21 protein-coding genes and 2 tRNA genes are annotated in these 23,163 nt (G+C 63.9%); 7 read left to right on the top strand and 16 right to left on the bottom strand.

All coding sequences use genetic code 11. The features are described from left to right. The first annotated feature begins 142 nt into the window (after positions 1-142). From FV229_RS15480 to FV229_RS15465, 4 genes are all read left to right on the top strand, one after another. Positions 143-514, top strand: a complete 372-nt coding sequence (locus FV229_RS15480) for a lysozyme (protein WP_348644185.1) — start codon at positions 143-145, stop codon at positions 512-514. Between the two features lie 2 nt (positions 515-516). Further along, positions 517-969, top strand: coding sequence for a hypothetical protein (locus tag FV229_RS15475; protein WP_147752829.1), 453 nt, complete (start codon positions 517-519; stop codon positions 967-969). Beyond that, the gene (locus tag FV229_RS15470) at positions 920-1,207 is read left to right on the top strand and encodes a hypothetical protein (protein ID WP_187275165.1); all 288 of its coding nucleotides are present in this window, start codon (positions 920-922) and stop codon (positions 1,205-1,207) included. Before FV229_RS15475 ends, FV229_RS15470 begins: the two co-directional genes overlap by 50 nt. A 99-nt stretch (positions 1,208-1,306) precedes the next feature. Further along, complete coding sequence (locus FV229_RS15465; RefSeq protein ID WP_147752827.1) at positions 1,307-1,954, top strand: hypothetical protein; 648 nt, start codon at positions 1,307-1,309, stop codon at positions 1,952-1,954. 111 nt (positions 1,955-2,065) lie between these two features. Here the strand turns inward: FV229_RS15465 and FV229_RS15460 are convergent, their stop codons facing one another. Together FV229_RS15460 and FV229_RS15455 are read right to left on the bottom strand one after the other, a co-directional pair. Further along, on the bottom strand, positions 2,066-2,320 hold the full coding sequence (locus tag FV229_RS15460) for a hypothetical protein (RefSeq protein ID WP_147752826.1): 255 nt from the start codon (positions 2,318-2,320) through the stop codon (positions 2,066-2,068). Positions 2,321-2,338: 18 nt separating this feature from the next. Continuing rightward, positions 2,339-2,680 carry a hypothetical protein gene (locus FV229_RS15455; RefSeq protein ID WP_246688214.1) on the bottom strand — a complete coding sequence of 114 codons (342 nt, stop codon included), beginning with the start codon at positions 2,678-2,680 and terminating at the stop codon, positions 2,339-2,341. Positions 2,681-2,703: 23 nt separating this feature from the next. Between FV229_RS15455 and FV229_RS15450 the strand changes: the two genes are divergently transcribed. After that, on the top strand, positions 2,704-3,159 hold the full coding sequence (locus FV229_RS15450; protein WP_147752825.1) for a S24 family peptidase: 456 nt from the start codon (positions 2,704-2,706) through the stop codon (positions 3,157-3,159). Continuing rightward, the gene (locus tag FV229_RS15445) at positions 3,156-4,463 is read left to right on the top strand and encodes a Y-family DNA polymerase (RefSeq protein ID WP_147752824.1); all 1,308 of its coding nucleotides are present in this window, start codon (positions 3,156-3,158) and stop codon (positions 4,461-4,463) included. Before FV229_RS15450 ends, FV229_RS15445 begins: the two co-directional genes overlap by 4 nt. Before the next feature lie 24 nt (positions 4,464-4,487). On the opposite strand, the gene FV229_RS15440 is transcribed toward FV229_RS15445, so the two are convergent. The 13 genes from FV229_RS15440 to FV229_RS15380 form a co-directional block, all read right to left on the bottom strand. After that, entirely contained in the window at positions 4,488-5,075 is a 588-nt protein-coding gene (locus tag FV229_RS15440; protein ID WP_147752823.1) for a helix-turn-helix transcriptional regulator, read from the bottom strand. 64 nt (positions 5,076-5,139) lie between these two features. After that, positions 5,140-5,559, bottom strand: coding sequence for a helix-turn-helix transcriptional regulator (locus tag FV229_RS15435; RefSeq protein ID WP_147752822.1), 420 nt, complete (start codon positions 5,557-5,559; stop codon positions 5,140-5,142). A 258-nt stretch (positions 5,560-5,817) separates the two neighbouring features. Beyond that, positions 5,818-6,786 carry an FkbM family methyltransferase gene (locus FV229_RS15430; RefSeq protein WP_210246607.1) on the bottom strand — a complete coding sequence of 323 codons (969 nt, stop codon included), beginning with the start codon at positions 6,784-6,786 and terminating at the stop codon, positions 5,818-5,820. Between the two features lie 52 nt (positions 6,787-6,838). After that, entirely contained in the window at positions 6,839-7,636 is a 798-nt protein-coding gene (locus FV229_RS15425) for a SapC family protein (RefSeq protein WP_147752821.1), read from the bottom strand. Positions 7,637-7,658: 22 nt separating this feature from the next. Then, the gene (locus FV229_RS15420; RefSeq protein WP_147752820.1) at positions 7,659-9,200 is read right to left on the bottom strand and encodes a class I SAM-dependent methyltransferase; all 1,542 of its coding nucleotides are present in this window, start codon (positions 9,198-9,200) and stop codon (positions 7,659-7,661) included. Between the two features lie 157 nt (positions 9,201-9,357). Continuing rightward, positions 9,358-12,999: a DUF4214 domain-containing protein gene (locus tag FV229_RS15415; RefSeq protein ID WP_187275164.1), complete on the bottom strand. Its 3,642-nt coding sequence runs from the start codon at positions 12,997-12,999 to the stop codon at positions 9,358-9,360. A 361-nt stretch (positions 13,000-13,360) separates the two neighbouring features. Then, positions 13,361-13,436 (bottom strand) — tRNA-Val (locus FV229_RS15410). 60 nt (positions 13,437-13,496) lie between these two features. Beyond that, complete coding sequence (locus FV229_RS15405; protein ID WP_147752818.1) at positions 13,497-14,219, bottom strand: aspartate/glutamate racemase family protein; 723 nt, start codon at positions 14,217-14,219, stop codon at positions 13,497-13,499. A gap of 81 nt (positions 14,220-14,300) precedes the next feature. Then, positions 14,301-16,715 carry an endopeptidase La gene (lon, locus tag FV229_RS15400; protein ID WP_147752817.1) on the bottom strand — a complete coding sequence of 805 codons (2,415 nt, stop codon included), beginning with the start codon at positions 16,713-16,715 and terminating at the stop codon, positions 14,301-14,303. 271 nt (positions 16,716-16,986) lie between these two features. Then, complete coding sequence (gene clpX / locus FV229_RS15395; protein WP_147727615.1) at positions 16,987-18,258, bottom strand: ATP-dependent Clp protease ATP-binding subunit ClpX; 1,272 nt, start codon at positions 18,256-18,258, stop codon at positions 16,987-16,989. 230 nt (positions 18,259-18,488) lie between these two features. Then, positions 18,489-19,115: an ATP-dependent Clp protease proteolytic subunit gene (locus FV229_RS15390; RefSeq protein ID WP_147752831.1), complete on the bottom strand. Its 627-nt coding sequence runs from the start codon at positions 19,113-19,115 to the stop codon at positions 18,489-18,491. A 127-nt stretch (positions 19,116-19,242) separates the two neighbouring features. Next, entirely contained in the window at positions 19,243-20,673 is a 1,431-nt protein-coding gene (gene tig / locus FV229_RS15385; protein WP_147752816.1) for a trigger factor, read from the bottom strand. 190 nt (positions 20,674-20,863) lie between these two features. Next, positions 20,864-20,948: transfer RNA gene (locus tag FV229_RS15380), tRNA-Leu, on the bottom strand. 182 nt (positions 20,949-21,130) lie between these two features. Here FV229_RS15380 and FV229_RS15375 point away from each other — a divergent pair. Next, complete coding sequence (locus FV229_RS15375; RefSeq protein WP_147752815.1) at positions 21,131-22,591, top strand: multicopper oxidase family protein; 1,461 nt, start codon at positions 21,131-21,133, stop codon at positions 22,589-22,591. A gap of 44 nt (positions 22,592-22,635) precedes the next feature. Here FV229_RS15375 and FV229_RS15370 read toward each other — a convergent pair. Then, positions 22,636-23,163: ADP/ATP-dependent (S)-NAD(P)H-hydrate dehydratase (locus FV229_RS15370; RefSeq protein ID WP_147752814.1), on the bottom strand; the 528-nt coding region annotated here is incomplete at its 5' end.

Genomic DNA, 23,163 nt, shown 5'->3' with positions numbered 1-23,163 from the left:
TTCATGCCAGCCTTCTCCGCTTGGCCGGCTGCGCTCGCCAGACCAGCTCCGCCGGCCAAGCTACCCGTGGCGGAGCGGCCCACCGTGCACTAACTTTACCCTTGGACCACCTCGTGGGGGCCGATCACGCACGCGCGCCTACATCCCGATCCCCGGCGACGTACCCACCGTCTGCGTCGGCGAGACAAAGGGCATCCGCATGGGGATGACCTTCACCAAGCCCCAGTGCGAAGCGATGCTGCTGAAGCGGCTGGCCGAGGACTTCGCACCGGCGGTGGAGCGCTGCGCGCGCCAGCCGATGGGCGACGACCTCTTCGCCGCCCACCTCTCGCTCGCCTACAACATCGGCACCGGAGGCTACTGCAAGTCGAGCGTGGTGCGCCTGTGGAACGCCGGCGAGCGCCGGGCCTCCTGCGAGGCGTTCATGCGCTTCGACAAGGCCGGCGGTCGGGTGGTCGCCGGCCTCGTCCGCCGGCGCCAGGCCGAGCGTGCCCTCTGCCTGAAGGGGGTCTGACCATGCTCGGCAGCCTCCTCGCCCTGATCGCCAACGGCTGGACCGCCTACTCGTTCGCGGCGACGCTCGTCGGCGGTACGGGCTTCGTCCTGATCGCGATCGCGATCCTGGCCGCAATCTACCTGCCGCTCTTCCCCCGCGTGCTGCGCAATCTGCTCGTCGGCGCCGGCGTCGCGCTCATCCTCGGCGCGGCCCTCTACCAGGCCGGCCAGGCCAAAGGCGCGCACGAGGCTTTCGCCCGGGATGCGGAGCGCGCGATCGCCGCCGAGCGAAAGCGGGCGGACGCAGCCGAGAGGGTAATGGCGGCCGACGCCGCCCGCGCCGCCCAGGATCTGGCCGCGGCCCAGGCCGACACCCGCAAGCTTCAGGAGTTGAACGATGCGCTCGCCCACGATCCGCGCCGCAATGGCGTGTGCCTGCCTCGCGATCTGTCTCGCGGGTTGCGAGCACTCTGACGGCCCGGCCGCGATCGATCCGCGCGCGCCCGGCATCCGGATCACGCTGCCGGCGGCACCGGACGACGTCGGCCCCTGCCTGCAGCGCGCCTTCCCAGAAATCCCAGACCGCGCCCTGACCCGGGCCGACATCGTCCGGATCGTCGGAGCCGCCAAGATCCTCGATCGCGCGAAGACCGCCTGCGGCACCCGCGCCGTCGCCTGGATCGACGCCGTCCGCCGGGAGCTGGCCCGCTAAACCCGCCCCGAAGGCCTGCGAAATTTTCGCAGGCCTTCGGCCCGCTTTCCGCGCGACCGGAACACCGGCGTGCGCCACCCGGCCTTGGGGGCCAGGACCATGACCCAACAGCACGCGCAGCAGATGCAGCAACAGCAGATGCAGCAGCTCCCGACGTCCGACTCCCGCCTCTCGGCGCTAGAAACCCGAGTAGAGGGGATCGTCGGGACCCTGCAGTCGGTCGCCTCGGCGGTCACCGGCCTCAGCGACAAACTCGATAGGCGCGGGCAAACCCCGTGGGGCGTGATCTGGTCGGCCGTCGGTGTCGGCATGACCGTGCTCACCGTCGTCGGTGGCTTGGCCTTCTGGCCAGTGACCACGGGCATGAGCGACTTCAAGGCTGCGCTCGTCAGCGTACAAGAGCGGGCCGACAAGCGGATCGAGGGGCTCGCCTCCAACCAGGTGACCCGTGCCGAGCACGAGGTGCATTGGCGCTCGCAGGATCGGGACTACGACTTCATGCGCGACCGGATCGGCCGGGTCGAAGGGCGAACGGAGAAGCGCCTGGATCAGATACGTGCCGATCAGCAGCGCCTCGAAGATCGCTTCGTGTCTCGCGCCGAGCTGGAAGGCCGGTTTGCCGCGCAAGACCGTGTCGTCAGCGTCCTTCGCGGTGAAGTCGACGAGCACATTCGGGCTTTCAACGAGCGCCAGCAGCATCGTCTCGACGCGCTCGATAACGCGCCGGCGGCGCGAACTCGCCCATGAACGAGATGCGCGTCGCGGGCAGGCAGCGGCCGACACCGTAAGACCGACCCTGCCCACGCCGACGTGCCAGCGCCCCACCGCTCGAAAGGGTGGCGGGGCGCTTTTTGCGTTTCAGCCGCCCTGCAGGCTCTCGGCGAAATCCTCCGGGACGTCGCCGAACTGGCCCAGGATCGCCACGCTCTCCAGCTCGCCGGTCTCGTCGTCGGCCACCACCTTCAACGCCGCAGTCCCCGGCATGCGGCCGGACATGGCCTCGGCCTTTTTCAGGGCTCCGTGCTCGGTCGGCGCCACCTCCCGGTCGCCGGGGATCAGACGCTTCCGCTTGATCGTGAAGGTCTGCACCACGAACGTCGTCTTCATCCCCAACGCGCCCTCCTCTCGGCCTTATGCTGCCCGCAGCTCCATACGGACGTCGGTAAAGTCCAGGCTGCAGACGTGGCGTCCCGCCTGATCGTGGACGTCGACGATCCAGCCCGTCCAATCGAGACGGCCGCCGCAGCTCATCATCACCGATCGGGCGACCTGATCCGCATGAAGCCAGACCAGCAAAGGATCCGTCACCCAGCGCCCGGCCCGATCGAACACGGCATGGTGACCATCCGAGCAGTGAAAGCGATACCGCTGAGCCGACTGGGTTTTCCCCAGCCGTCCACAGCCGTGCACAGGCCGGCGAACCATCTTTTTTCGTCGATTGACCGGCGGCGTGCTGTCCTGTTTGTTCTCCATTCGTTCTTGTATTGGGATGGGGCATGGGCGTCTATCGCGTCGCGGGGTGTACGGCTGAAGCTGGCACCCTTGTCCACATCCCGATCCTTGGGCAGGCGCTCTGCGCCGGTTTCCCGTCGCCGGCCGACGACTTCTTGGAGGGCGCGCTCGAGCTGCCGCGCTGGCTCGCGCCGAACCCGCCGGCGACCTTCGCCTGGAACATCTCAGGCGACTCGATGCGTGGCGCGGGGATCTTCGATCGCGACCTCGCCGTGGTCGACCGTAGCCTCACGGCTGGCAACGGCAGCGTGGTGGTCGCCGCCATCGACGGTCAGATGTCGATCAAGCGCTTTCTGATCGAGGGCAACCTGCCGCGGCTGGCCTTCGACAACCCGGACATGCCGGCCTTCGCAGTCCAAGAGATGGCCGAGGGCGAGATCTGGGGCGTGGTTCGCTTCTCGATCCGCTGGCACATCGCGCGCGCCGGCCTGGTCCGATGACCGGGCGCGATACCGGCCGGGCGATTGCGCTCATCGACGGCAACAGCTTCTACTGCTCCTGCGAGCGCGTATTCGACCCCAAGCTCGCCGGCGTGCCGGTGATCGTCCTGTCCAACAACGACGGGTGCGCCATCGCTCGCACTGCCGAGGCCAAGGCGCTCGGGATCAAGATGGGTGACCCCTACTTTAAGATCCGCGATATGTGCCGGGTGAAGGGCGTGCGGGTGTTCTCGTCGAACTACACCCTCTACGGCGACATGAGCGCCCGGGCGAACGCGGTCTACCAGGGCTTCTCGCCCACCATCGAGATCTACTCGATCGACGAGAGCTTCCTCGACCTCTCGGACGTGCATCCGGATCGGCGCCTCGAACTCGGGCGCGACCTGCGCGCGACGGTGCGCACCTGGACCGGCATTCCGACCTGCGTCGGCATCGGCCCGACGAAGACGCTCGCCAAGCTCGCCAACCACATCGCCAAGCGCATCGCACCGCTCGATGGCGTTTGCGACCTCACCGACCCGGCCGAGTACGAGCACTGGCTCTGCCGTATCCCGGCCGGCGAGGTCTGGGGTATCGGCCGCGCCTCGCTCGCCAAGCTCGAAGCGATGGGCGTCGACAGTGTGGCCGATCTCGCCGACCTCGACCCGCGCCCGGTGCGCAAGGCGCTGACCGTGGTGGGCGAGCGCATCATCCACGAGTTGCGCGGCCTGTCCTGCCTGCCGCTCGGCGCACTGCCGGCCCAGCGCAAGGGCTGCGCGGTGACCCGCTCGTTCTCGACCCGGATCGAGGACCGGGCGACGCTGGAGCAGGCGGTGTCCGCGCACGCGACGCGCCTAGGCGAGAAGCTCCGACGCGAGGGCCTCGGCACGAACCACGTCTCGGTGTTCTACCATACGAGCGAGCACGACCGCGGCGCGCCGATGCGCTCGGTCTCGACCACCGTAACGCTGCCGGAGGCGACCAACGACACGCTGGCCTTGATCGGGGCGGCCCGGCTCGGCGTGGCCCGGACTTGGCGTGACCAGGGCGAGCGGCCGTGGCGCTATTCCAAGGCCGGGATCATCACCACGGATCTGATGCGGCTGGAGGCAAGCCAGCGGGCATTGATCGGCCAGCTCGACCGCGAGCGCAGCGGCCCGCTGATGGCCGCCATGGATGCCTGCAACGCCCGCTTCGGCCGCGGCAGCGTCGTCCCGGCCCGCGCTGGGCTCACGGACAAGCGGACCTGGTCGACGAAGTTCGAGATGCGCTCGCCACGTTACACCACGCAGGTGAGCGAACTGCCGACGGCACGGGCCTGCTGAGGCGGTGGCCTACGAAGCTCGCAGCTACTCCGCCAGGAGCTGCTTCATCTCATCGAGGTGCCGCACGAGCTGCATGACCATGCCCTCCAGCGCATCCATTCGGCCAGCGATCTCGCCTGGTACCGTGAGGTCCTTCGATGCGGACGCGGGCTCCTTGGAGTCTCCGACCAGGGCTTCGTCCGCTGCGGCCTCCGGCGCGCCCTCTCCTCGCTTGATGGGGCGCGTCCCGCCGATCTTAGCTTTCACCGGCACAGGGTCGCTGGCGGTCACGAGCCGGACGAAGTCCGGAAAGTCGGTGCCCTCGTAGATTCCGGGCTCAGTCTCGAAAATCGACGCGAAGGTCTCCGGATCGTAGTACCGCATCATGATCAGGGAGAAGTCGCGGGGGGCGAGCTTGAACGCCTGCGCCCAGGTTCGCATCTGGTCGGGCGGAATGCGGTTCCGGCCCGTCTCGATCTGGGAGATGAACTGGTAGACGTTCGCTTCGATAAGGGCAGCGAATTCGCGCTGCGAGTAGCCGCGATCCTCGCGCAACCGGCGCAGGAAGTGACCCGCCTGTCGACGAAGCTCCGCCGTCTCAATTGCGGATAGGCGCTGGGCACTCGTATACATCGGCGCAGTCTATGATCGGAAGGCTGGAACGCCTGCCGGCCGGCAGGGACGCGGGAGATAGCCGCTACGCGTCGGGGGATGCAACGAGGCGAAGGCCCTGAACGGGCGCTTCCACGGCATCCGCAGCCGGAACTGCAACGTCGGTCACCGAGAGTTCCGGAAAGGCGGCTCCCGTGAAGATCTCCGGCTCGCTCTCGAACAGGACGCTGAACGTTTCCGGGTCATAGAAGCGCATGATCATGAGAAGGAACTCGCGCGCCTCGATCCCGTAGGCATTCGCCCAGACACGGATCTGATCCGGCGGAACGCGCCCTCGTCCGGTCTCGACCTGTGAGACGAAGGTGTAGACCGGCGACCCGATCTCAGCCGAGAACGTCCGCTGCGAGTGCCCAGCCTTCTCGCGCAGGTACTTCAGAAGCTTGCCCGCCTCGCGACGGAGCTCCTGCGTCTCAGGCGCCGATAGCTTCTGCGCGTTCGTGTACATTGGGATTCATCTCGATCCGGGCCGGCATCGCATAGCGTTAGAAATAAGACACGCTTGATAGATAGGCAACGGCTTTCACAGCCACATTTGACGCATGGCGTACGGTTATTCACTGTTTGAATGCTCGGAATGAATAAGCGAAGCGCAAGGGATTAATAGATGCTGGAGGAAGATTTTATGTATTAGTCGTACGATGAAATCACCTCAGGGTTCGATGCTTCGACCGCGAGGCTCGCGACACTTGCGATAAGCAGGCCCTCACGTCGTCAGGAGCCGTTCGGCGAGACCAGGTTTGCCGTAGACATGCCAAGCGATCATGGCCTGTATGGAGCGCGACGCCGCGTCCAACGTCTCCGGATGTCGGAAGAAGACAGCATCTGCCCAGAGCAGGCGATCGCCTATGACAGTACCAGAAGGAACGACGTACCCACCCCTATGAGCGTGCATGAAGTCGATGAAATTGAAGCCGCGGGCTCTGAGGAAGGTTTCAATCTCCGAAAAAAGGCATTGCCCCTCGTAGATCTCCGCAAACGACACCTCGCAGTGAATGACCGCCGTTCGCTGAAGAAGCGTCTCCGCACCCTGTAGGGCTTTCAGTTCGAAGCCTTGGATGTCGAGCTTGAGAAAATCGACGGGTTCGGAGTCGGAAAGCACATCATCGATTCGTCGAGTCGCAGCCATCTCCGTGCGGACCGTGTGCAGATCCTTTAATTCGACAAAGGCATCGGTCAAGTTACGATTAAATGGTAGCAGCGACGAAGTCGCATCGTAGTTGTTGATGTGAAACGTCTGCTTCGATCCATCGCCGATGAAATACGGCAACAATCGCAGGCTGCTATCGGCTTCTGCTTTGCTACGATCCTCCAACCGCTCCGATAAAGGCTCAAACCCGATTACTTTCAAATCAAATCCGGCCGTTTCAAGAACCGTATAGGCATGTGGCTGGTCGGAAAGACGCTGCGCACCTACGTCAACAACGGTAATCGCTCGATCGATCGTCACGGTTGGTTCTGGTTGAGGAGCCGAGACCATGGCTTCGGGGTTGCGCCTGGCAGAAAATTCCGAACTGGCGGTGAGCGCGGTGACCACGTCGAGGATATCGCCCGACCGTTCGAGCAGCCCAACATGATAAGAAAGCCCCGCATCATCCGGCTCACGATCGAGCAAAAGACGGTAAAGGCGCACAACAGCTGCGGTAGCAGACGATGGTTCAACGATGCCTGACACAACCACTCCTTCTCACACCATTCTACGCCGGTAAGTGCGCTGAGGAATGCGGCTAGCGGCCGACCTTGCTCCAGTCCCAGTCGATGGTGTTGTCCTCGGGAAGCATGATCATCGGCTTGACCTCGGCTTTAGCACGCTCGGCTGCCTCGGCTTGAACCCGCGCCTGAGCAAGTTGGGCCAACTGAGTAAGGTTATTCATAGATAGAAGCTGCGCGTAAGCGACCGGGAGAGCGCCGGTCCGACGCAACTGCGTGAAAGCGTCATCGTCCAAGCCGCTTAGCGCCGCCTCATCAAGGCGGTGCAGACCAGGAACAGTCAGCCCACCACCAGGAGTCTCCAAAGTGATCGCCCAGGGTACAAGCAAACGAGCTTCTGCCAACTGAGAACAAACCTTCTCCAGCGACAGAATACTTTTGGCGGTTTGAGCAAGAAAGATCCAAACGTCGGCAACCGGGCGAACCAGGCCGCCAGTACCATCAAAAATCGCCTCACCAGTCCCGTCCTGCGTAATCAAACCACTCGCCTCGTCAACACACAAGGTCACACCCGACGGACCATCCCAACCTAAATGGAAGGGATGAGCACGTAGATTTGCAGGCACATAAGCGCCTCGCCATCCGCCCTGTCCATCAACATACAGATTTTGGTCAGAAAATAGACCTAGTAGAGCGCATAACGACCAGTGCCCTGCCTCTTGCACGAAGGTCAAAGGGAAAGCCAAGGCCGCCTGCGATAACTCGGCTGCCGCAAGCCCTACTAAATTAGTATGCGCCGCAAAGATGTAATTTTGGGACCGCCGCCATTTCATTGAGCCATGACGTGAATAGGAAAGTACCTCAAGCGCGCGCATGCAACCTCTAATATTTATATAACTACAGAACTCCAAGCCGCTGCCAGGAAGGGAGCTTCTCAACAAGAAACTCCTCTGCTTCAGCTCGAACGATCAAAACAGTCTCTGATGGCGTAGTCACAGCCTGCCCGTTTTTTACCCAATTAACGCCGAGCCGCTGCATCGTGGCAATGACGCAGTTTGTCATCGATTCAGCATTCCCACCCTCATCGGCATAAACCGCCGAGAGCATGAGCAAATCACCATGGGAGACAGGGATACCCGATCCACACAACGGAGCCGCAAGGAAGTTATAGGTTCGTCCCTGCAACATCCTATCAACGATAACGCGATTGAGGCGGTTTGCGGCATCAAAGTCAGCTCCCTCACTCGCAGGGAGCGGCAACACCTGCCCACTATGAACAAACAAGCTTATCGCCTGAAGCGTCCCGCCTAACCCGGATTTGGCAAGACTGGGGAGGGCGGCAATCTCAGAGAACGTAGCTATACCTCCAGAAAGACGATCGGCGATCGCACCATAGAGCTCAGGGTTTCCCGTGACCTCCCCAAGTGGGCCCTGAAATTTGTAAGAAACCTTGTTGCGAGAAACAACGAGAGCGAAACGTTGAGCGGAAAGCAACGTGATTTGTTCAGCAGCAGTACACAGTGTCACACCGCGAGCGAACACATCGCGTCGGAACTGCTTATTACTTGCTACGTCACGCAACGTTTCTTTGAAGATAATATCGGCCTCTGCGGCTACCCGCCCACGTACTCCATCAGGCACGCAAAGTGCGTCCATATTTTCAGTCAACGTGGCAGAGCCGACATACCCAAGCTTGGCGCCCCCAAACAGCTCGGCAACTTCAGCGAAATGAAATATAAACCAGTTTTCATTTAGATATTCGTGAGCAAGATAGTTGCGATCCATGGCAAGAAGTCGCTCGATACGAGGTGCTAACCCAGGGTTAGCAATAAAGTACGCCGCTCCCTCACCCATCAGGGCCTTGACAAGCTCAAGACCTGAAGCTGTCTGAACGTCGGAGCGACCAGCCATCCGCTTTGCATTTTCGCGCATCAAGCGCTGCATTGGCAATACAGGCGCCCAACCCGGCATAGCATTATAGGACACATAAAGAAGGCCCCCAGAACGGAGACGTTTGCGCGCGATCTCAACGATAGCTCTCTGCGCTTCCTGTGAAACCCATGTAAGAATGCCATGAAGCACGATCAAATCGAGATCGTGCTGGCCTTCCCTCGCTTCTTCCGCAACATCCTGGAAGCTTGCCTCTCGCAAAGAAACATTACCGAGAGCAGCAGCCTCAATCAGACTACGCGCGTGGGCAATATGTAGCGGATTAAAGTCCACTCCCTCAAAGTGCGTAGTGGGGTTACTGGCAGCATTGATGGTGAATCCAAGACCCATGCCGATACCAAGCTCGAGAACACGCTCGGGCTTGAGACAGAGCCCAGGATGCTTGCCAACCGACATAGCAGCAAATGCAATGTGAGCTGGGAGGGTTTCTCTATAAAATCCAAGCGAATAAGGAATATCAGCTATATACCCTTCGTTCCAAGGTGACATGAAACTAAAATCCCTCTGACCTTGACGAGAAGTATCAACTTAGTTCCGAAGATGCACAAACAAAAAAATGGATAATCACCAAACTAAAAAGCCCCACCCTTACGGGTGGGGCTTATCATCAAACCCTAAACACCAGGGCCAGATAGTACCTTCTACTTTACGCGACCGCGATTGCGGCGTTGGTGATCGTAGTCACACCGGTCAGGTGAATGACCGAGTCGATGTTACCGTCGTGGTTGACGTCGACGTACAGGTTGCCGGTCGACTTATCAAGCGCAACGCCTGCAGTGTCGGCAGGACCAGACTGGAACGTGTTCTGGATAAAGGTCTGAGCATCCGCAGCATTGTTTGCAACGAACGTCGTGACCTTCGTCACGCCCGCGGCAAGAAGACCTCGGAAGTCAAGAACGTCACCGTTCAGCGAAGTGCTCCCGATGGTTGCACCAGTGCCGGCAGCGCCGTTGGTTCCATTGCCGAAAGTGTTGGCCTGGAAGTCAGTGATCGTGTCCGTATGAGCAATCGTCGACTGCTGCACGTTGTTATACACAAACACGTTCTTTCCGCCGCCGCCGGACAACGTATCAGCACCGAGACCGCCGGTGATGGTATCATTGCCGCCTGCACCCGTGATCGTTGCAACCTTGGTCACATCGGTGATCGAGGCAGCACTTAGCACGTTGTCACCAGCGCCACCCGTCAGAGAGACGCTCTTGTTGGTAACGGAGGTTGCAAAGGTAACACCGCCTGCAGCGCCCGTACCCGTCTCGCCGGAAGCGTTCAGGGTCGTGACGTTCGTCAGCGTGCTACCGGTGAAGTTAACACCATGGTTGCCGGAAACCGTAATGGTCGTAGCAGCCGTGTCGTTGATCAACAGCGTGCTGGCAGCTGCCGGTGCCGTCGTTCCCGTATAGGACGTCGAGACGTTGACAGTCTCCACGTTTGCAATGGTGATTGCGGCGGTATCGACGATGTTAGCAACACCGTTCAGCTTGATGTTGAATACGTCCGTGGTGCTAACATCTGCACCGTTCACGGACACCGAGGAAGCTCCATTCACCGCCCCATCCAACTCGAGCGTACCGCCCGAGGTGAAGTTGATGATGTTGAAGCCGGGTCCTGCAACAGCTGCAGTGGTTTCAGTAGCTGTCGGCGCAACCGGAGCGGCAGTACCCGCCGTGGTTACAGCAAGGTTGGGGGTAACGTCCGAATTTGGCGTGGTCGAAGTGAAGGTATCGACGCCATTGTTGTCTGTAACAGTATAGCCAGCCGGCACATTGTTCGCGAAGTAAGTTGCAACATTGTTCGCGGTGGTCGGAGCAGTAGCCGTAAACGTCTGGTCGCCGACCGTCACGCTCTGACCTGCGTTCAAGGCAGCGAACGTAATCGTATTAGCCTCAGTTGTTCCATTGCTGGCCGTTGTGATGTTATCAACGTCGAAGTTCGCGGTGGTCGAAGTGAAGCGAACAACTCCGTCTGTGGGATTACCATTCTGACCAGCGGTAAAGCCGGTTAGAGCACCAGAGAAAGTCAGTGGCGCGTTATTGGCAATTCCATTCACAAATGCGTTTTCGATTTGAGCAGCGGTTACTGCACCAGTTGCTGTTGCAGTCAGCCCAGCGACGGTGACACTCTGGCCCGCAACCAAGTTGCTGAAGGTAACGTCCGAGAACTCGGTCTGAGCCGGGCCTACAGTACCGTCATTACCCTGGGTAGTTGCAGCAGTCGGAGCGGCAGGAGCAACAACGCCTGGCACGTTCGTAATGGCCGGACGAGCCGGAGCCGTCGCGCCATTTGACGAAGTGATAGGAGCCGGAACGTTCCCAGCCGTATTGCTTGTCAGGACAAGCGTCCCATTATTAGTAACGTCGTTGTCCCTGAAGTTCGTGAACGAACCATTTACGGTTGCGTTAGCAGGAGCCGCAGGATTATCCGCTATGCCCGATGAGAATGCTTGCTCGACCTCAGCAGCGGAAAGTGCGCCGCCGGAGGCTGTCACCGTCCTGCCGTCCACGGTCACAGACTGACCCGCGACCAGGTTAGTCAGTGCAACACTATCCTGCTCCAAGGTACCGCCGGCATTCACGCCATCAACCTTGACGTAGTTGATGTTGCCGAGGTTTGCGAGATTGATCGTCCCCTGGCCGCCGACGTTAGTGATAGCAAGCTGCTGGAAGTTGCTGATCTGCGCACCGAAAGTGGTATCGGCGCTGAGGGTAGCGGCAACCGACGCAGCGGCGGAAATCGTGTTGGTACCGGTGCCGCCATCCAGCGTACCACCCGTGCCGAGCGCTCCCGTCACTACGGCAGTGTCATTACCACCGCCAAGAGCAATTGCCTTGGTGGTCGCAGCAACGGTTACTGTATCAGCACCCTGGCCGCCAGTGAACGACGTGTTGTTGTTCAGCAAGGAAGCGATCGTGACACCACCGGTATCCGCCGATGCATTGATCGAAGTCACGGTAGCGTTGTTGGCGCCCGCATCAGCCAGCGTGACGGTAGCGAGCTTGTCACCAGTGAACGAAACCGTGGTGGCAGCGTCGGTGTTCAGCGTAAACGTCGAACCCTGAGTCGCATTAGCTGTCGTGTTGGTCGAGTTGATCGTCACCGACGTGGCGGTGGCATCCGTGATAGACCCACCGGTTGAACCGTTGACATTCACAGCAATTGCGCGAGTGCCGGCTGCGGCGTTTACAGTGACGCCTGCGCTCTCGTTCGTCAGGTTGAGCGTGGTCAGTGCGTCCGACGCAACATTGGCGGTGCCAGCTCCACCCGTCAAGGAAACCGTCGCCAACACATCCTTTGTACCGGCAGTCGTACCGGTGCCATTGTCTGTAATCTGAACAGTACCACCGCCCGTCACGTTAACCGATGTGGCGTTTGCATTCGTAGAAAGCGTCACGCCCCCGGCCGTGTTCAGCTGCTGAGCCGTGATGTTCTGCAGGCCCGTGAAGGATGAAGCATCGACATTGATCTGGCCGAGAGTGTTCGAAAGAACGACGTTCTCGATATTGGCAACTGTCACACCATTCGGAATGACGAGACCGCCGTTACCGGCCGTATGCGTGATGTTAAGTGTATCAGTACCAGCGCCGCCATTCAGGCTATCGAGGCTGGTGAGCGTAGCGTTAGCGCCAACAACACCGTTAAAGGTATCATTACCTGCTCCGCCCGTGAACGCCGCACCGGAATCAACACCGGTGGTCAGGGTGAAGGTCGTGCCGGTGTTCGTGCCCGTCTGGCTGTTGAGCGAACCGGTGTTCGGGGTGCCGAGAGCAGCCGAATCGAGGAAGGTCACGACGTTGGCAGCGTTGAGCTGCTGAGCCTCAGGGGACACCGCGATCTGCGACAGGATCTGCGCAGCAGGACGGCCCTGGAAGTATGCGAACTCGCCGGTCGACGGCGCGCGGCCGAGGATCGACTGGAAGGCGTCCGTAACGAGCTGGTTGGTGTTTGTCAGGTCGGTCGCGTCGACCACACCCGCCGTGGCGGTGGTCTTCGAGGTGAACTCGCTGGACTGGATGAACTGGTTGGAGATCTGCTCGATCGTGAAGCCCGAGCGGAACTCGTTCACGAAGAACTTGAGGCCGGCAGCATCCGGAAGGCGGCCGAGGACTTCTTGGTAGAGACGAACGATCGGGGAAACGAGGGTCTGAGCCTCGTTCGAAAGCTCGATCTGCTGACGCACCTGGGCGTCGGAAATGTCGGACCGGTTCGCGAAGAACTGGATGCCGCTGAAATCAACGTTCCGGAACAGAACGTTATTGTAGATCGTATTGAGCTGGTCAGCTGTTAAGGCCATTTTCAATCCCTTGCAGTGCAGGGAGTTCCCCGCCAGCCTTGTGGCTGGTTCGGCTCCGCCCCGAAGCATCGACCCTGTCGAGTCGCAGCCTTCATAACCTCACCGATCCAGCGGCGTCCAGCGATTTTCATACACCCTTTGAAAAATACGCAGCCTCGGAGTTGGACGGTGTATAACTGCCACATCGAACGTTCAGCAGCCGAAGTCGCGGCTCTCGTCACGGCCGTTAGCGGCTCGGTGACAGCTCAGCCGCGCGCCCCAAGACGGAAGCCTTGCACCAAGAAAATACGGGTTTTTGTGGAGTATCTGTGGAGCGCGCTATGCCAGCGGCAATCTAAACGTACTAAGTCGTTGAAAGATATGGTGGGCGGTGACGGGCTCGAACCGCCGACCCTCTCCGTGTAAAGGAGACGCTCTACCAACTGAGCTAACCGCCCGCGCCCGCGTGGTACGGCATGCTGCGGCTTCGAGGCAAGCGCAGGTTCTTCAGCATGCGCCTATGGGCCGGCGAGCAGTCGTGCAAGAGCAGGGGATAGGCCGGTGGCGTCGGTCAGCGGGTGGCGGCTCGGCGTGGGTCTCGGTAGAGCTGCCGTCGCCAGCACCGCATGTGTGCCGGCCTCCACCGAGCACAGCACGGGGACCGGGACGTCCGGCCGAATCCGTTCGGCGAGGCCCGCGAGGCCGGCGCCGCCGAGGATCACCGTTTGGGCGCCGTCCGCCTCCGCGCAGGCGCGGCAGGCGGCGACGAGGTCGGCGAGCGCCGCGTCCGGGTCGCGGTGGATCTCGCCGCCGGTGGCGTTCGTCGCGCGGATGCCGGCGAGCCGGTCGGACAGGCCGAGGAGCGCGACGAACTCGCTCAGCATCGGCCGCCACGCCGTCCCGCCGGTGACGATCGAGAAGCGCCCCGCGGCCGCCGCCTCGCGGCAGGCGGCCTCGGCCATGCCGACCACCGGCACGGGTGCGATTTCGCGAAGCGCCAGCAGGCCGGGATCGCCGAAGCAGGCGAGGTAGACCGCGTCGCACTCCGCGCCGAACGCCGCATAGGCGTCGAGGGCGGCGTGGGCGGCGATCGCCGCCGCGGCCCGGCTAGCGATGTAGCGCGCGCCGAAGCGGCCGGTGGCCGGCACGATCGTCGCCGATGGAGCGATGCGGCGGACATGCTCGACGACCCGTTCGGTCACCGCTTCCGTCGTGTTGGGATTGATCACCAAGATGCGCATGGAGGCTCTTTCGACAAGCGGACCATACAAGCGAAAGGCCCCGGAGCAGCGCTCCGGGGCCTCGTCGTCCTTGCTCGGGCTTTAGTGGGCGACGAAGGCGGCGCCGTCCTCGGTCGTCTTCTTGACCGGGATGACCTCTTGCCATTCGATCGCTACCGGCTGGCGCACGAGGGCGTGCTTCAGCACCTGGTCCATCATCGCGACGGGGATGATCTCCATCCCGTTCTTCACACTGTCGGGCACCTCGGCGATGTCCTTGGCGTTCTCCTCGGGGATCAACACCGTCTTGATGCCGCCGCGGAGTGCGGCGAGCAGCTTCTCCTTCAGACCGCCGATCGGCAGCACCCGACCGCGGAGCGTGACTTCGCCGGTCATGGCGATATCGCGGCGCACCGGTATCCCGGTGAAGGTCGAGACGATGGCGGTCGCCATGGCGATGCCGGCCGACGGCCCGTCCTTCGGGGTCGCCCCCTCCGGAACGTGGACGTGGATGTCCCGGCGCTCGAACAGCGGCGGCTCGATGCCGAAATCGAGAGCCCGGGAGCGAACGTAGCTCGCCGCCGCCGAGATCGACTCCTTCATCACGTCCTTCAGGTTGCCCGTGACTGTCATCTTGCCCTTGCCCGGCATCATGACGCCCTCGATTGTCAGCAGCTCGCCGCCGACCTCGGTCCAGGCCAAGCCGGTGACGACGCCGACCTGGTCGTCCGCATCGATCTCACCGTAGCGGAACTTCGGCGGGCCGAGGAAGACCTGCAGGCGCTCCACGTCGACCTCGACGCTCTTTACCTTCGTGATCAGGATCTCCTTGACCGCCTTGCGGATCAGGTTCGACAGCTCGCGCTCGAGGTTGCGGACGCCCGCCTCCCGCGTGTAGCGGCGAACCAGCATCAGCAGGGCCTCGTCGTCGATCGACCATTCCTTGCTGTCCAAGCCATGCTTCTTCAGCGCATTCTGGATCAGGTGCTTGCGTGCGATCTCGACCTTCTCCTCCTCGGTGTACCCGGCGATGCGGATCACCTCCATGCGGTCCATCAGCGGGCCGGGGATATTGAGGGTGTTGGCCGTGGTCACGAACATCACGTTCGACAGGTCGTAGTCGACTTCGAGATAGTGGTCGTTGAAGGTCGAGTTCTGCTCGGGATCCAGCACCTCGAGGAGCGCCGCGGAGGGATCGCCGCGGAAGTCCATGCCCATCTTGTCGATCTCGTCGAGCAGGATGAGCGGGTTCGAGGTCTTGGCCTTGCGCATCGACTGGACGATCTTGCCCGGCATCGAGCCGATATAGGTCCGGCGGTGACCGCGGATCTCGGCCTCGTCACGCACGCCACCGAGCGACATCCGCACGAACTCGCGGCCAGTCGCCTTGGCGATCGACTTGCCGAGCGAGGTCTTGCCGACGCCGGGAGGCCCGACGAGGCACAGGATCGGCCCGGTGAGCTTGTTCGCCCGCTGCTGCACGGCGAGGTACTCGACGATCCGCTCCTTGACCTTCTCCAAGCCGAAATGGTCGCCGTCGAGGAGGACCTGGGCGCCGAGGAGATCCTTCTTGATCTTCGAGCGCTTGTTCCACGGGATGCCGAGCATCCAATCGAGGTAGTTGCGCACCACCGTCGCCTCGGCCGACATCGGCGACATCTGGCGCAGCTTCTTCAGCTCCGCGGAGGCCTTCTCGCGGGCTTCCTTGGTGAACTTGGTCTTCTCGATCTTGTCCTCGAGCTCGGCCAGCTCGTCGCGGCCATCCTCGTCGCCGAGCTCCTTCTGGATCGCCTTCATCTGCTCGTTGAGGTAGTACTCGCGCTGGGTCTTCTCCATCTGTCGCTTCACGCGGGTCCGGATGCGCTTCTCCACCTGCAGCACGGAGATCTCGCTCTCCATCAGCGACAGCACGCGCTCGAGGCGGGCGGCCACGGTCGGCGTCTCCAGAATCGCCTGCTTGTCGGCGATCTTGACGAGGAGGTGCGAGCCGATCGTGTCGGCGAGCTTCGAGGGCTCCTCGATCTGCGTGACCGCCGAGACGACTTCGGGCGAAATCTTCTTGTTGAGCTTGACGTAGTTCTCGAACTCCGAGAGCACCGAGCGGGCCAGCGCCTCGGCCTCGACCTTGTCGCCGAGCTCATCGACCAGGGCCTCAGCCTCGGCCTCATAATACTCGTCCGAGCGGGTGAAGCCGGTGATCTTGGCACGGCCACCGCCTTCGACCAGCACCTTCACGGTGCCGTCGGGCAGCTTCAGCAGCTGCAGCACGGAGGCGAGCGTGCCGATCGTGTAGATCGCGTCGGTGGCCGGGTCGTCGTCGCCGGCGTTGATCTGGGTGGCGAGCAGGATGTGGCGGTCGGTCTTGACCGCCTCCTCGAGGGCGCGGATCGACTTCTCGCGCCCGACGAACAGCGGCACGATCATGTGCGGGAAGACGACGATGTCGCGCAACGGCAGGACGGCGTAGGCGCCGGTCGAGCCCGGGACGACCGGCTGGCGGGATTTCGATTGGGTCATCGTTGACTTCCTCATGAGGGACGCCGGGCGGTCGCTCCTCCGAATTGGAGCAAGCTTCCTGCCAGGGGCCGACCGGGCCGCGAGGGTCGGAAAGGTCTGCTGGAGACTTTGCGGCTGGTGGCGCGGCACCGCCCCTCGAAAGAGGCAGCGGCCACTGCGCTGAGCCTCAGGTGGTTCCCCCCGCACCTCGTTTCAAGGTGACCACCCGTCGCGGATCGATCGAGGATCGACCCGCGACATCAAGGACTTAGCGCGCGTGCGCCGGCGCACGTCAGGCGCTGACGCTAGCCGGCGCTTCCTTGTTGCGGTCGCCGTGGATGAAGAGCGGGCGCGACTTGCCCTCGACCACCTCCGGCCCGATCACGACCTGCTCGACAGAGTCGAGACCCGGCAGGTCGTACATCGTGTCTAGCAGGATCGTCTCCAGGATGGAGCGCAGGCCGCGGGCGCCGGTCTTGCGCTCGATCGCCTTGCGGGCGACGAGCGACAGCGCCTCGTCCTGGAACGTCAGGTCGACGTTCTCCATCTCGAACAGCCGCTGGTACTGCTTCACCAGGGCGTTCTTCGGCTCCTGCAGGATCTTCTTGAGGGCGTCCTCGTCGAGATCCTCCAGCGTCGCCAGCACGGGCAGGCGGCCGACGAACTCGGGGATGAGGCCGAACTTCAGGAGGTCCTCAGGCTCGACCGAGCGGAACACCTCGCCGGTGCGCCGGTCGTCGGGAGCCTGCACGGTCGCGCCGAAGCCGATCGAGGTGCCCTTGCCGCGCGCCGAAATGATCCGCTCCAGCCCGGCGAAGGCGCCGCCGCAGATGAACAGGATGTTGGTCGTGTCGACCTGCAGGAACTCCTGCTGCGGGTGCTTGCGTCCGCCCTGCGGAGGCACGGAGGCGACGGTGCCTTCCATGATCTTCAGGAGCGCCTGCTGCACGCCCTCGCCCGAGACGTCGCGGGTGATGGACGGGTTGTCGGACTTGCGGGAGATCTTGTCGATCTCGTCGATGTAGACGATGCCGCGCTGCGCCCGCTCGACGTTGTAGTCGGAGGCCTGGAGCAGCTTGAGGATGATGTTCTCGACGTCCTCGCCGACGTAGCCGGCTTCCGTCAGGGTGGTCGCGTCCGCCATGGTGAACGGCACGTCGAGGATGCGGGCGAGCGTCTGAGCGAGCAGAGTCTTGCCCGAGCCCGTCGGCCCGATCAGCATGATGTTGGACTTGGCCAGCTCGACGTCGTTGTGCTTCGTCGCGTGGGCGAGGCGCTTGTAGTGGTTGTGCACCGCGACCGAGAGGACCTTCTTGGCGAAATCCTGGCCGATGACGTAGTCGTCGAGGACGCGCCGGATCTCCTTCGGCGTGGGGACGCCGTCGCGGCTCTTCACCAGCGAGGACTTCGATTCCTCGCGAATGATGTCCATGCACAGCTCGACGCACTCGTCGCAGATGAACACCGTCGGGCCCGCGATCAGCTTGCGGACCTCGTGCTGGCTCTTGCCGCAAAACGAGCAGTACAGCGTGCTCTTGGAGTCGGTGCCGCCAGTCTTGCTCATATCGGTCTCCGATTCGTGCGTGCGCTGCCAGCCGGGGCACACGCGCATCGTTCACAGTTAAGGGGATCCGCTTAAAGAAAAAGTCACCTGCGCGTCTTTGCCTTGGGGTCCGGCCCGAACCAGTCGTTGCGAACCCCGATGCAAACACGCGGCCGCGGCCGGATCAAGGCCGCGATCGCCACACCCCTCCCGCGGCGGCGCGGTGCCGCCGGGGACGGGTGCGAGGTTCCTCAGGCGGCGGCCGGCTCGGGCCGCTTCTGGATGACCTCGTCGATCAGGCCGAACTCGCGCGCCGCGTCGGCGGTCATGAAGTTGTCGCGCTCCAGCGCCTGGACGATGGAATCGTAGTCGCGCCCGGTATGCTTCACGTAGATCTCGTTGAGGCGCTTCTTGAGAGCCTCGATCTCGCGGGCGTGGATCAGGATGTCGGTGGCCTGGCCCTGGAACCCGCCGGACGGCTGGTGGACCATGATGCGGGCGTTCGGCAGGGCGAAGCGGTGGCCCGGCTCGCCGGCGGTGAGGAGCAGGGAACCCATCGAGGCGGCCTGGCCGACGCAGAGCGTCGTCACCGGGCAACGGATGAACTGCATCGTGTCGTAGATCGACAGGCCCGAGGTCACCACGCCGCCGGGCGAGTTGATGTAGAAGGAGATTTCCTTCTTCGGGTTCTCGGCCTCGAGGAACAGGAGCTGCGCGACGATCAGCGACGCGCCGTAATCCTCCACCGGTCCGGTGAGGAAGATGATCCGCTCGCGCAGCAGCCGCGAGTAGATGTCGAACGCCCGCTCGCCGCGGCTCGACTGCTCGACCACCATCGGCACGAGCGCGCTGTTATAATAGTCGACCGGATCTCTCATCATGGCCTTTAGGGCTCCAAGGGGCCCGGCCCTCCGCGAATCACGGAGAGGCCGGGCGCGTCAGCGAACGACGGCATTCCTTAACGCCGCCTAACCATAAGCCCGCCGCCTCGAGACGAGCGCGGGCTCAGTCGGCCTTCGAGCCGGCCGACGCGGCCTCCGTGGGCTCGGCGTCGGCCGATTTGGCGTCGGCCTTCTCGTTCCCGGCGTCGTCGGCTTCCTCGTCGGCGAAGAGCGTCTCCTTCGAGACGGGCTCCTCCACCAGCTTGACCTGACCGAGGACGTGGTCGACGACCTTTTCCTCGAACAGCGGCGCGCGAAGCTCGGCGAGCGCCTGTGCATTCTTCCGGTAGAAATCCCAGACCTGCTGCTCCTGGCCCGGGAACTGCCGGACCCGGGCGATGAGGGCCTGGTTCACCTCTTCGTCGGAGACCTTGATATCGGCGCTCTCGCCGACCTGCGCAAGCACCAAGCCGAGGCGCACGCGACGCTCGGCGATCTTGCGGTACTCAGCCTGCGCCTTCTCCTCGGTGGTGTCCTCGTCCTCGAAGGTTTTGCCGCGGGACTTCAGGTCCTGCTCGACCTGGGCCCAGACGCTGGCGAATTCCTGCGCCACGAGCGAGGGCGGCAGGTCGAAGGCGTAGCGGCCGTCGAGCGCGTCGAGGAGGTCCTTCTTGAGCTTGCGGCGCGAGGCCGCCTCGAAGTCGGTGCCGATCGCCTTGGCCACGGCCTCCTTGAGCGCGTCGAGGGAGTCGAGCCCCATGCCCTTGGCGAACTCGTCGTCGATCTTGGCCTCGCCCGGGGCCTGGATCTTGGTGACGGTCACGTCGAACTCGGCGTCCTTGCCGGCGAGCTGCTCGGCGCCGTAGGCCTCCGGGAAGGTCGCCTTGACCAGGCGCTGCTCGCCGACCTTGGCGCCGACCAGCGCCTCCTCGAAGCCGGGGATGAAGGAGTTCGAGCCGAGCTCCAGGTCGATGCCCTCGCCCTTGCCGCCTTCGAACTCGGTGCCGTCGATGCGGCCGACGAAGTCGATGGTGAGGCGGTCGCCGGTCTCGGCCACCGCGCCTTCGTCACGCTCCGCGAACGGACGGCTCTGGCCGGCCATGCGCTCCAGCGCCTCGGTCACCTCCGTGTCCGAGGGGGTAGCGACCTGCTTGGTCAGGCTGACGTCGGAAAGGTCGGCGAGCTCGAAGCTCGGCAGGACCTCGAGGGCGACCTTGAACGAGAGGTCGGCCTTGGCGTCGAGCGCCTTCTCGACGATCGACTGGTCGGAGGGGAACTCGATCTGCGGCTCGAGGGCGAGCTTGAGGCCGTTGTCGGCGACGATCTTCTGGTTCGCCTCGTTGACGGCGTTCTGCACCACGTCGGCCATCACCGAGCGGCCGTAGACCTTGCGCAGGTGCGCCACCGGCACCTTGCCCGGACGGAAGCCCTTTAGCTGGACCTTGTCCTTCATGCCCGACAGCTCGGTGTTCAGGCGATCCTCGAGCTCGCTCGCGGCGAGGGACACCTGAAACGTGCGCTTCAGCCCCTCGGAGTGTGTCTCGGTCACCTGCATCGTCGTCGCTCTCAAAGTCCGTGTGATCGTGTGCGCGAGAATCCGGGCGGGGCCTCATCGGAGGCCTGACGGAGTCGCGGGTTCGGTACGGGGAAGCGGGACCCGCGCGCAAGGCGAACGGCATCCGCTGGAGGAGCCGGCCGACCGCGTCCGCGCAGGGATCGGCCGTTACCGTTTCCGAAGGCGGTGCTGGTGCGGGCGGAGGGGCTCGAACCCCCACGTCTTGCGACACTGGTACCTAAAACCAGCGCGTCTACCAGTTCCGCCACGCCCGCGAGCGCCGATGCCCGGCGCGTGTCCGGCCACCGGAGGGCGGGTCTATAGCATGCGGGGCACAGGCCGCAGCAAAAAACTTGCGGGCCCGAAACGGTGGCGCCGCGCGAGGGCGGCGGCTACAACCGGCGGCCCTGAATTCCCGCGTGGATTCCGCGCGATCGCCCCGTCGTCACGAGGTTCCATGCCGCCAGCCCGATCCGCGCCGCCGACCGAATTGCGATCCGGCGCGTCGCGTCGAGCGCTCTTTCTGGGAAGTGCCGCGTTCCTTCTGCTTCCCCGGTCCGTTCGGGCGCAGGGCAAGCCTGCCCCCGCCGCGCCGGCGCCCGCCCCGCCGTTACCGGAACCCCACGTGCTGACGGCGGCGCCCGGCAAGACGCGCTTCAAGCCGGAACCCGCCCCCGAGACCCCGATCTGGTCGTTCGACGGCACGTCGGCGCCCCCGGCCCTGCGCGTGAAGCTCGGCGAGGCCGTTCGCGTGCGCGTCGAGAACAAGACCGACAAGCCGCTCTCCCTGCACTGGCATGGGGTGCGCAACAAGAATTCTATGGACGGCGTCGGCGGGGTGACGCAGGCGCCGATCGCGCCCGGCGCCGACTTCACCTACGATTTCGTGCCGCCGGACGCCGGCACCTTCCTGGTCCGCCCGCTGGTGGTCGGTGGATCGAGCGAGCCGTCCGGGCGGGGCCTCGCCGGCTTCCTCGTGGTGGTGGAGAAGGCGCCGCCCGCCGTCGAGGCCGACGTGTCGCTGCTGATGCAGGACTGGCGCCTGCAGGACGACGGCACGCTGCTGCCCTTCGGCCAGACCGCGTTCGCGGCGAGCAACGGGCGGCTCGGCAACCTCGTGACCATCAACGGCGCCAACGTGCCGGCGACCTTCGAGGCGCGGCCGGGCAGCCGCATCCGGGTGCGGCTCGGCAACGCCTGCAACGCGCGGGCGACCCGCATCCGCTTCGAGGGCCTGAAGGTCTACGTCGCGGCCGTCGACGGCCAGCCGACCGACACCTTCGAGCCCCTGCGCGCGACGCTGCCGTTCCCGCCCGGCACCCGCTACGACCTGCTGATCGACCTGCCGGCCGAGGCCGACGCCAAGGGCGCGATCACCGCGCTCGTCGGCCAGGGCCTGCAGCTCGCCAACGTCGTCACCAAGGGTGCGCCGGTCACCGATAAGCGGCCGCCGATCGGGCCGATCGGCGAGAACCCTCTGCTGCCGCGCGAGGTCAAGCTCCAGAACGCGTTGCGGCGCGACGTGGTCATCACCGGGGGCGCCACCCTCCAGAAGGACAAGCCGGAGGCCGAGCCGGTCTATTCCGGCGACGCCAAGCGGATCTGGTCGGTCAACGGCACCAGCGCGACCGCGGGCCTTGCGCCGATCTTCACGGTGAAGCGCGGCCAGGTGGTGGTGCTGGCGTTGCGAAACGAGACCGCCTTCCCGCAGGCGCTGCACCTGCATGGCCACGTCTTCCGCCTGCTCCACCCCCTCGACGACGGCTGGGAGCCCTACTGGCTCGACACCTTCCAGCTGCTCGAAGGCCGCACCGCGCGCATCGCCTTCCAGGCCGACAACCCTGGCCGCTGGTTGATCAGCGCAACGGTGCTGGAGCGGTTCGACACAGGGCTGTGGACCTGCTTCGAGGTGACGTGAGGGACGCGTTCCTACCTCCTCCTGCGGGAGGGAAGAGACCGTCGTCAGCCTCTGAGCCGTTCCAAAACATCCGCCAGCACCGCGGGCATCAGTTCCGGAATGTCCTCGGCGATCAGCCCGGGGCCGTGGCGCAGGCCGGCGTCGCCGTGGAGCCAGACCGCGGCGCAGGCGGCCTCGAACGGCGGCATGCCCTGCGCCAGGAGGCCGGCGATCAGGCCGGCGAGCACGTCGCCGGAGCCCGCGGTGCCGAGCCAGGGCGTGGCATGCTCGTTGATCGCGGCGCGTCCGTCGGGGGCGGCCACCACCGTGTCGGGGCCCTTGAACACCACCACGGCGCCGGATTGCGCGGCGGCGCGGCGGGCCTGCTCCAGCTTGCCGACTTCGGCGACGGCGTCGGTGTCTGCGAACAGCTTGGCGAACTCGCCCGCATGCGGCGTCAACACCGCCTTCGCGTCGCCGTCGGCGATGTGGGCCGCGAGGAGGGCCGCCTGCTTGGAAAAGCTCGTCAGCGCGTCGGCGTCGAGCACGAGGCCGCGGCCGGCGGCGGCCGCCACCGCGACGAGGTCGCGGGT

This window comes from Methylobacterium sp. WL120 (assembly GCF_008039465.1).
GTDB classification, from domain to species: domain Bacteria; phylum Pseudomonadota; class Alphaproteobacteria; order Rhizobiales; family Beijerinckiaceae; genus Methylobacterium; species Methylobacterium cerastii.
This window is presented reverse-complemented; position numbering and strand designations above follow the sequence as displayed.

Coding starts and splice junctions, on each gene's coding strand:
- FV229_RS15450 (WP_147752825.1), top strand. CDS start 2,704: ATGGGCGTCTATCGCGTCGCGGGGTGTACGGCTGAAGCTGGCACCCTT.
- FV229_RS15375 (WP_147752815.1), top strand. CDS start 21,131: ATGCCGCCAGCCCGATCCGCGCCGCCGACCGAATTGCGATCCGGCGCG.
- FV229_RS15465 (WP_147752827.1), top strand. CDS start 1,307: ATGACCCAACAGCACGCGCAGCAGATGCAGCAACAGCAGATGCAGCAG.
- FV229_RS15435 (WP_147752822.1), bottom strand. CDS start 5,559: ATGTACACGAACGCGCAGAAGCTATCGGCGCCTGAGACGCAGGAGCTC.
- FV229_RS15445 (WP_147752824.1), top strand. CDS start 3,156: ATGACCGGGCGCGATACCGGCCGGGCGATTGCGCTCATCGACGGCAAC.
- FV229_RS15425 (WP_147752821.1), bottom strand. CDS start 7,636: ATGCGCGCGCTTGAGGTACTTTCCTATTCACGTCATGGCTCAATGAAA.
- FV229_RS15455 (WP_246688214.1), bottom strand. CDS start 2,680: ATGGAGAACAAACAGGACAGCACGCCGCCGGTCAATCGACGAAAAAAG.
- FV229_RS15470 (WP_187275165.1), top strand. CDS start 920: ATGGCGTGTGCCTGCCTCGCGATCTGTCTCGCGGGTTGCGAGCACTCT.
- FV229_RS15415 (WP_187275164.1), bottom strand. CDS start 12,999: ATGGCCTTAACAGCTGACCAGCTCAATACGATCTACAATAACGTTCTG.
- FV229_RS15405 (WP_147752818.1), bottom strand. CDS start 14,219: ATGCGCATCTTGGTGATCAATCCCAACACGACGGAAGCGGTGACCGAA.
- FV229_RS15475 (WP_147752829.1), top strand. CDS start 517: ATGCTCGGCAGCCTCCTCGCCCTGATCGCCAACGGCTGGACCGCCTAC.
- lon (WP_147752817.1), bottom strand. CDS start 16,715: ATGACCCAATCGAAATCCCGCCAGCCGGTCGTCCCGGGCTCGACCGGC.
- FV229_RS15420 (WP_147752820.1), bottom strand. CDS start 9,200: ATGTCACCTTGGAACGAAGGGTATATAGCTGATATTCCTTATTCGCTT.
- clpX (WP_147727615.1), bottom strand. CDS start 18,258: ATGAGCAAGACTGGCGGCACCGACTCCAAGAGCACGCTGTACTGCTCG.
- FV229_RS15440 (WP_147752823.1), bottom strand. CDS start 5,075: ATGTATACGAGTGCCCAGCGCCTATCCGCAATTGAGACGGCGGAGCTT.
- FV229_RS15390 (WP_147752831.1), bottom strand. CDS start 19,115: ATGAGAGATCCGGTCGACTATTATAACAGCGCGCTCGTGCCGATGGTG.
- tig (WP_147752816.1), bottom strand. CDS start 20,673: ATGCAGGTGACCGAGACACACTCCGAGGGGCTGAAGCGCACGTTTCAG.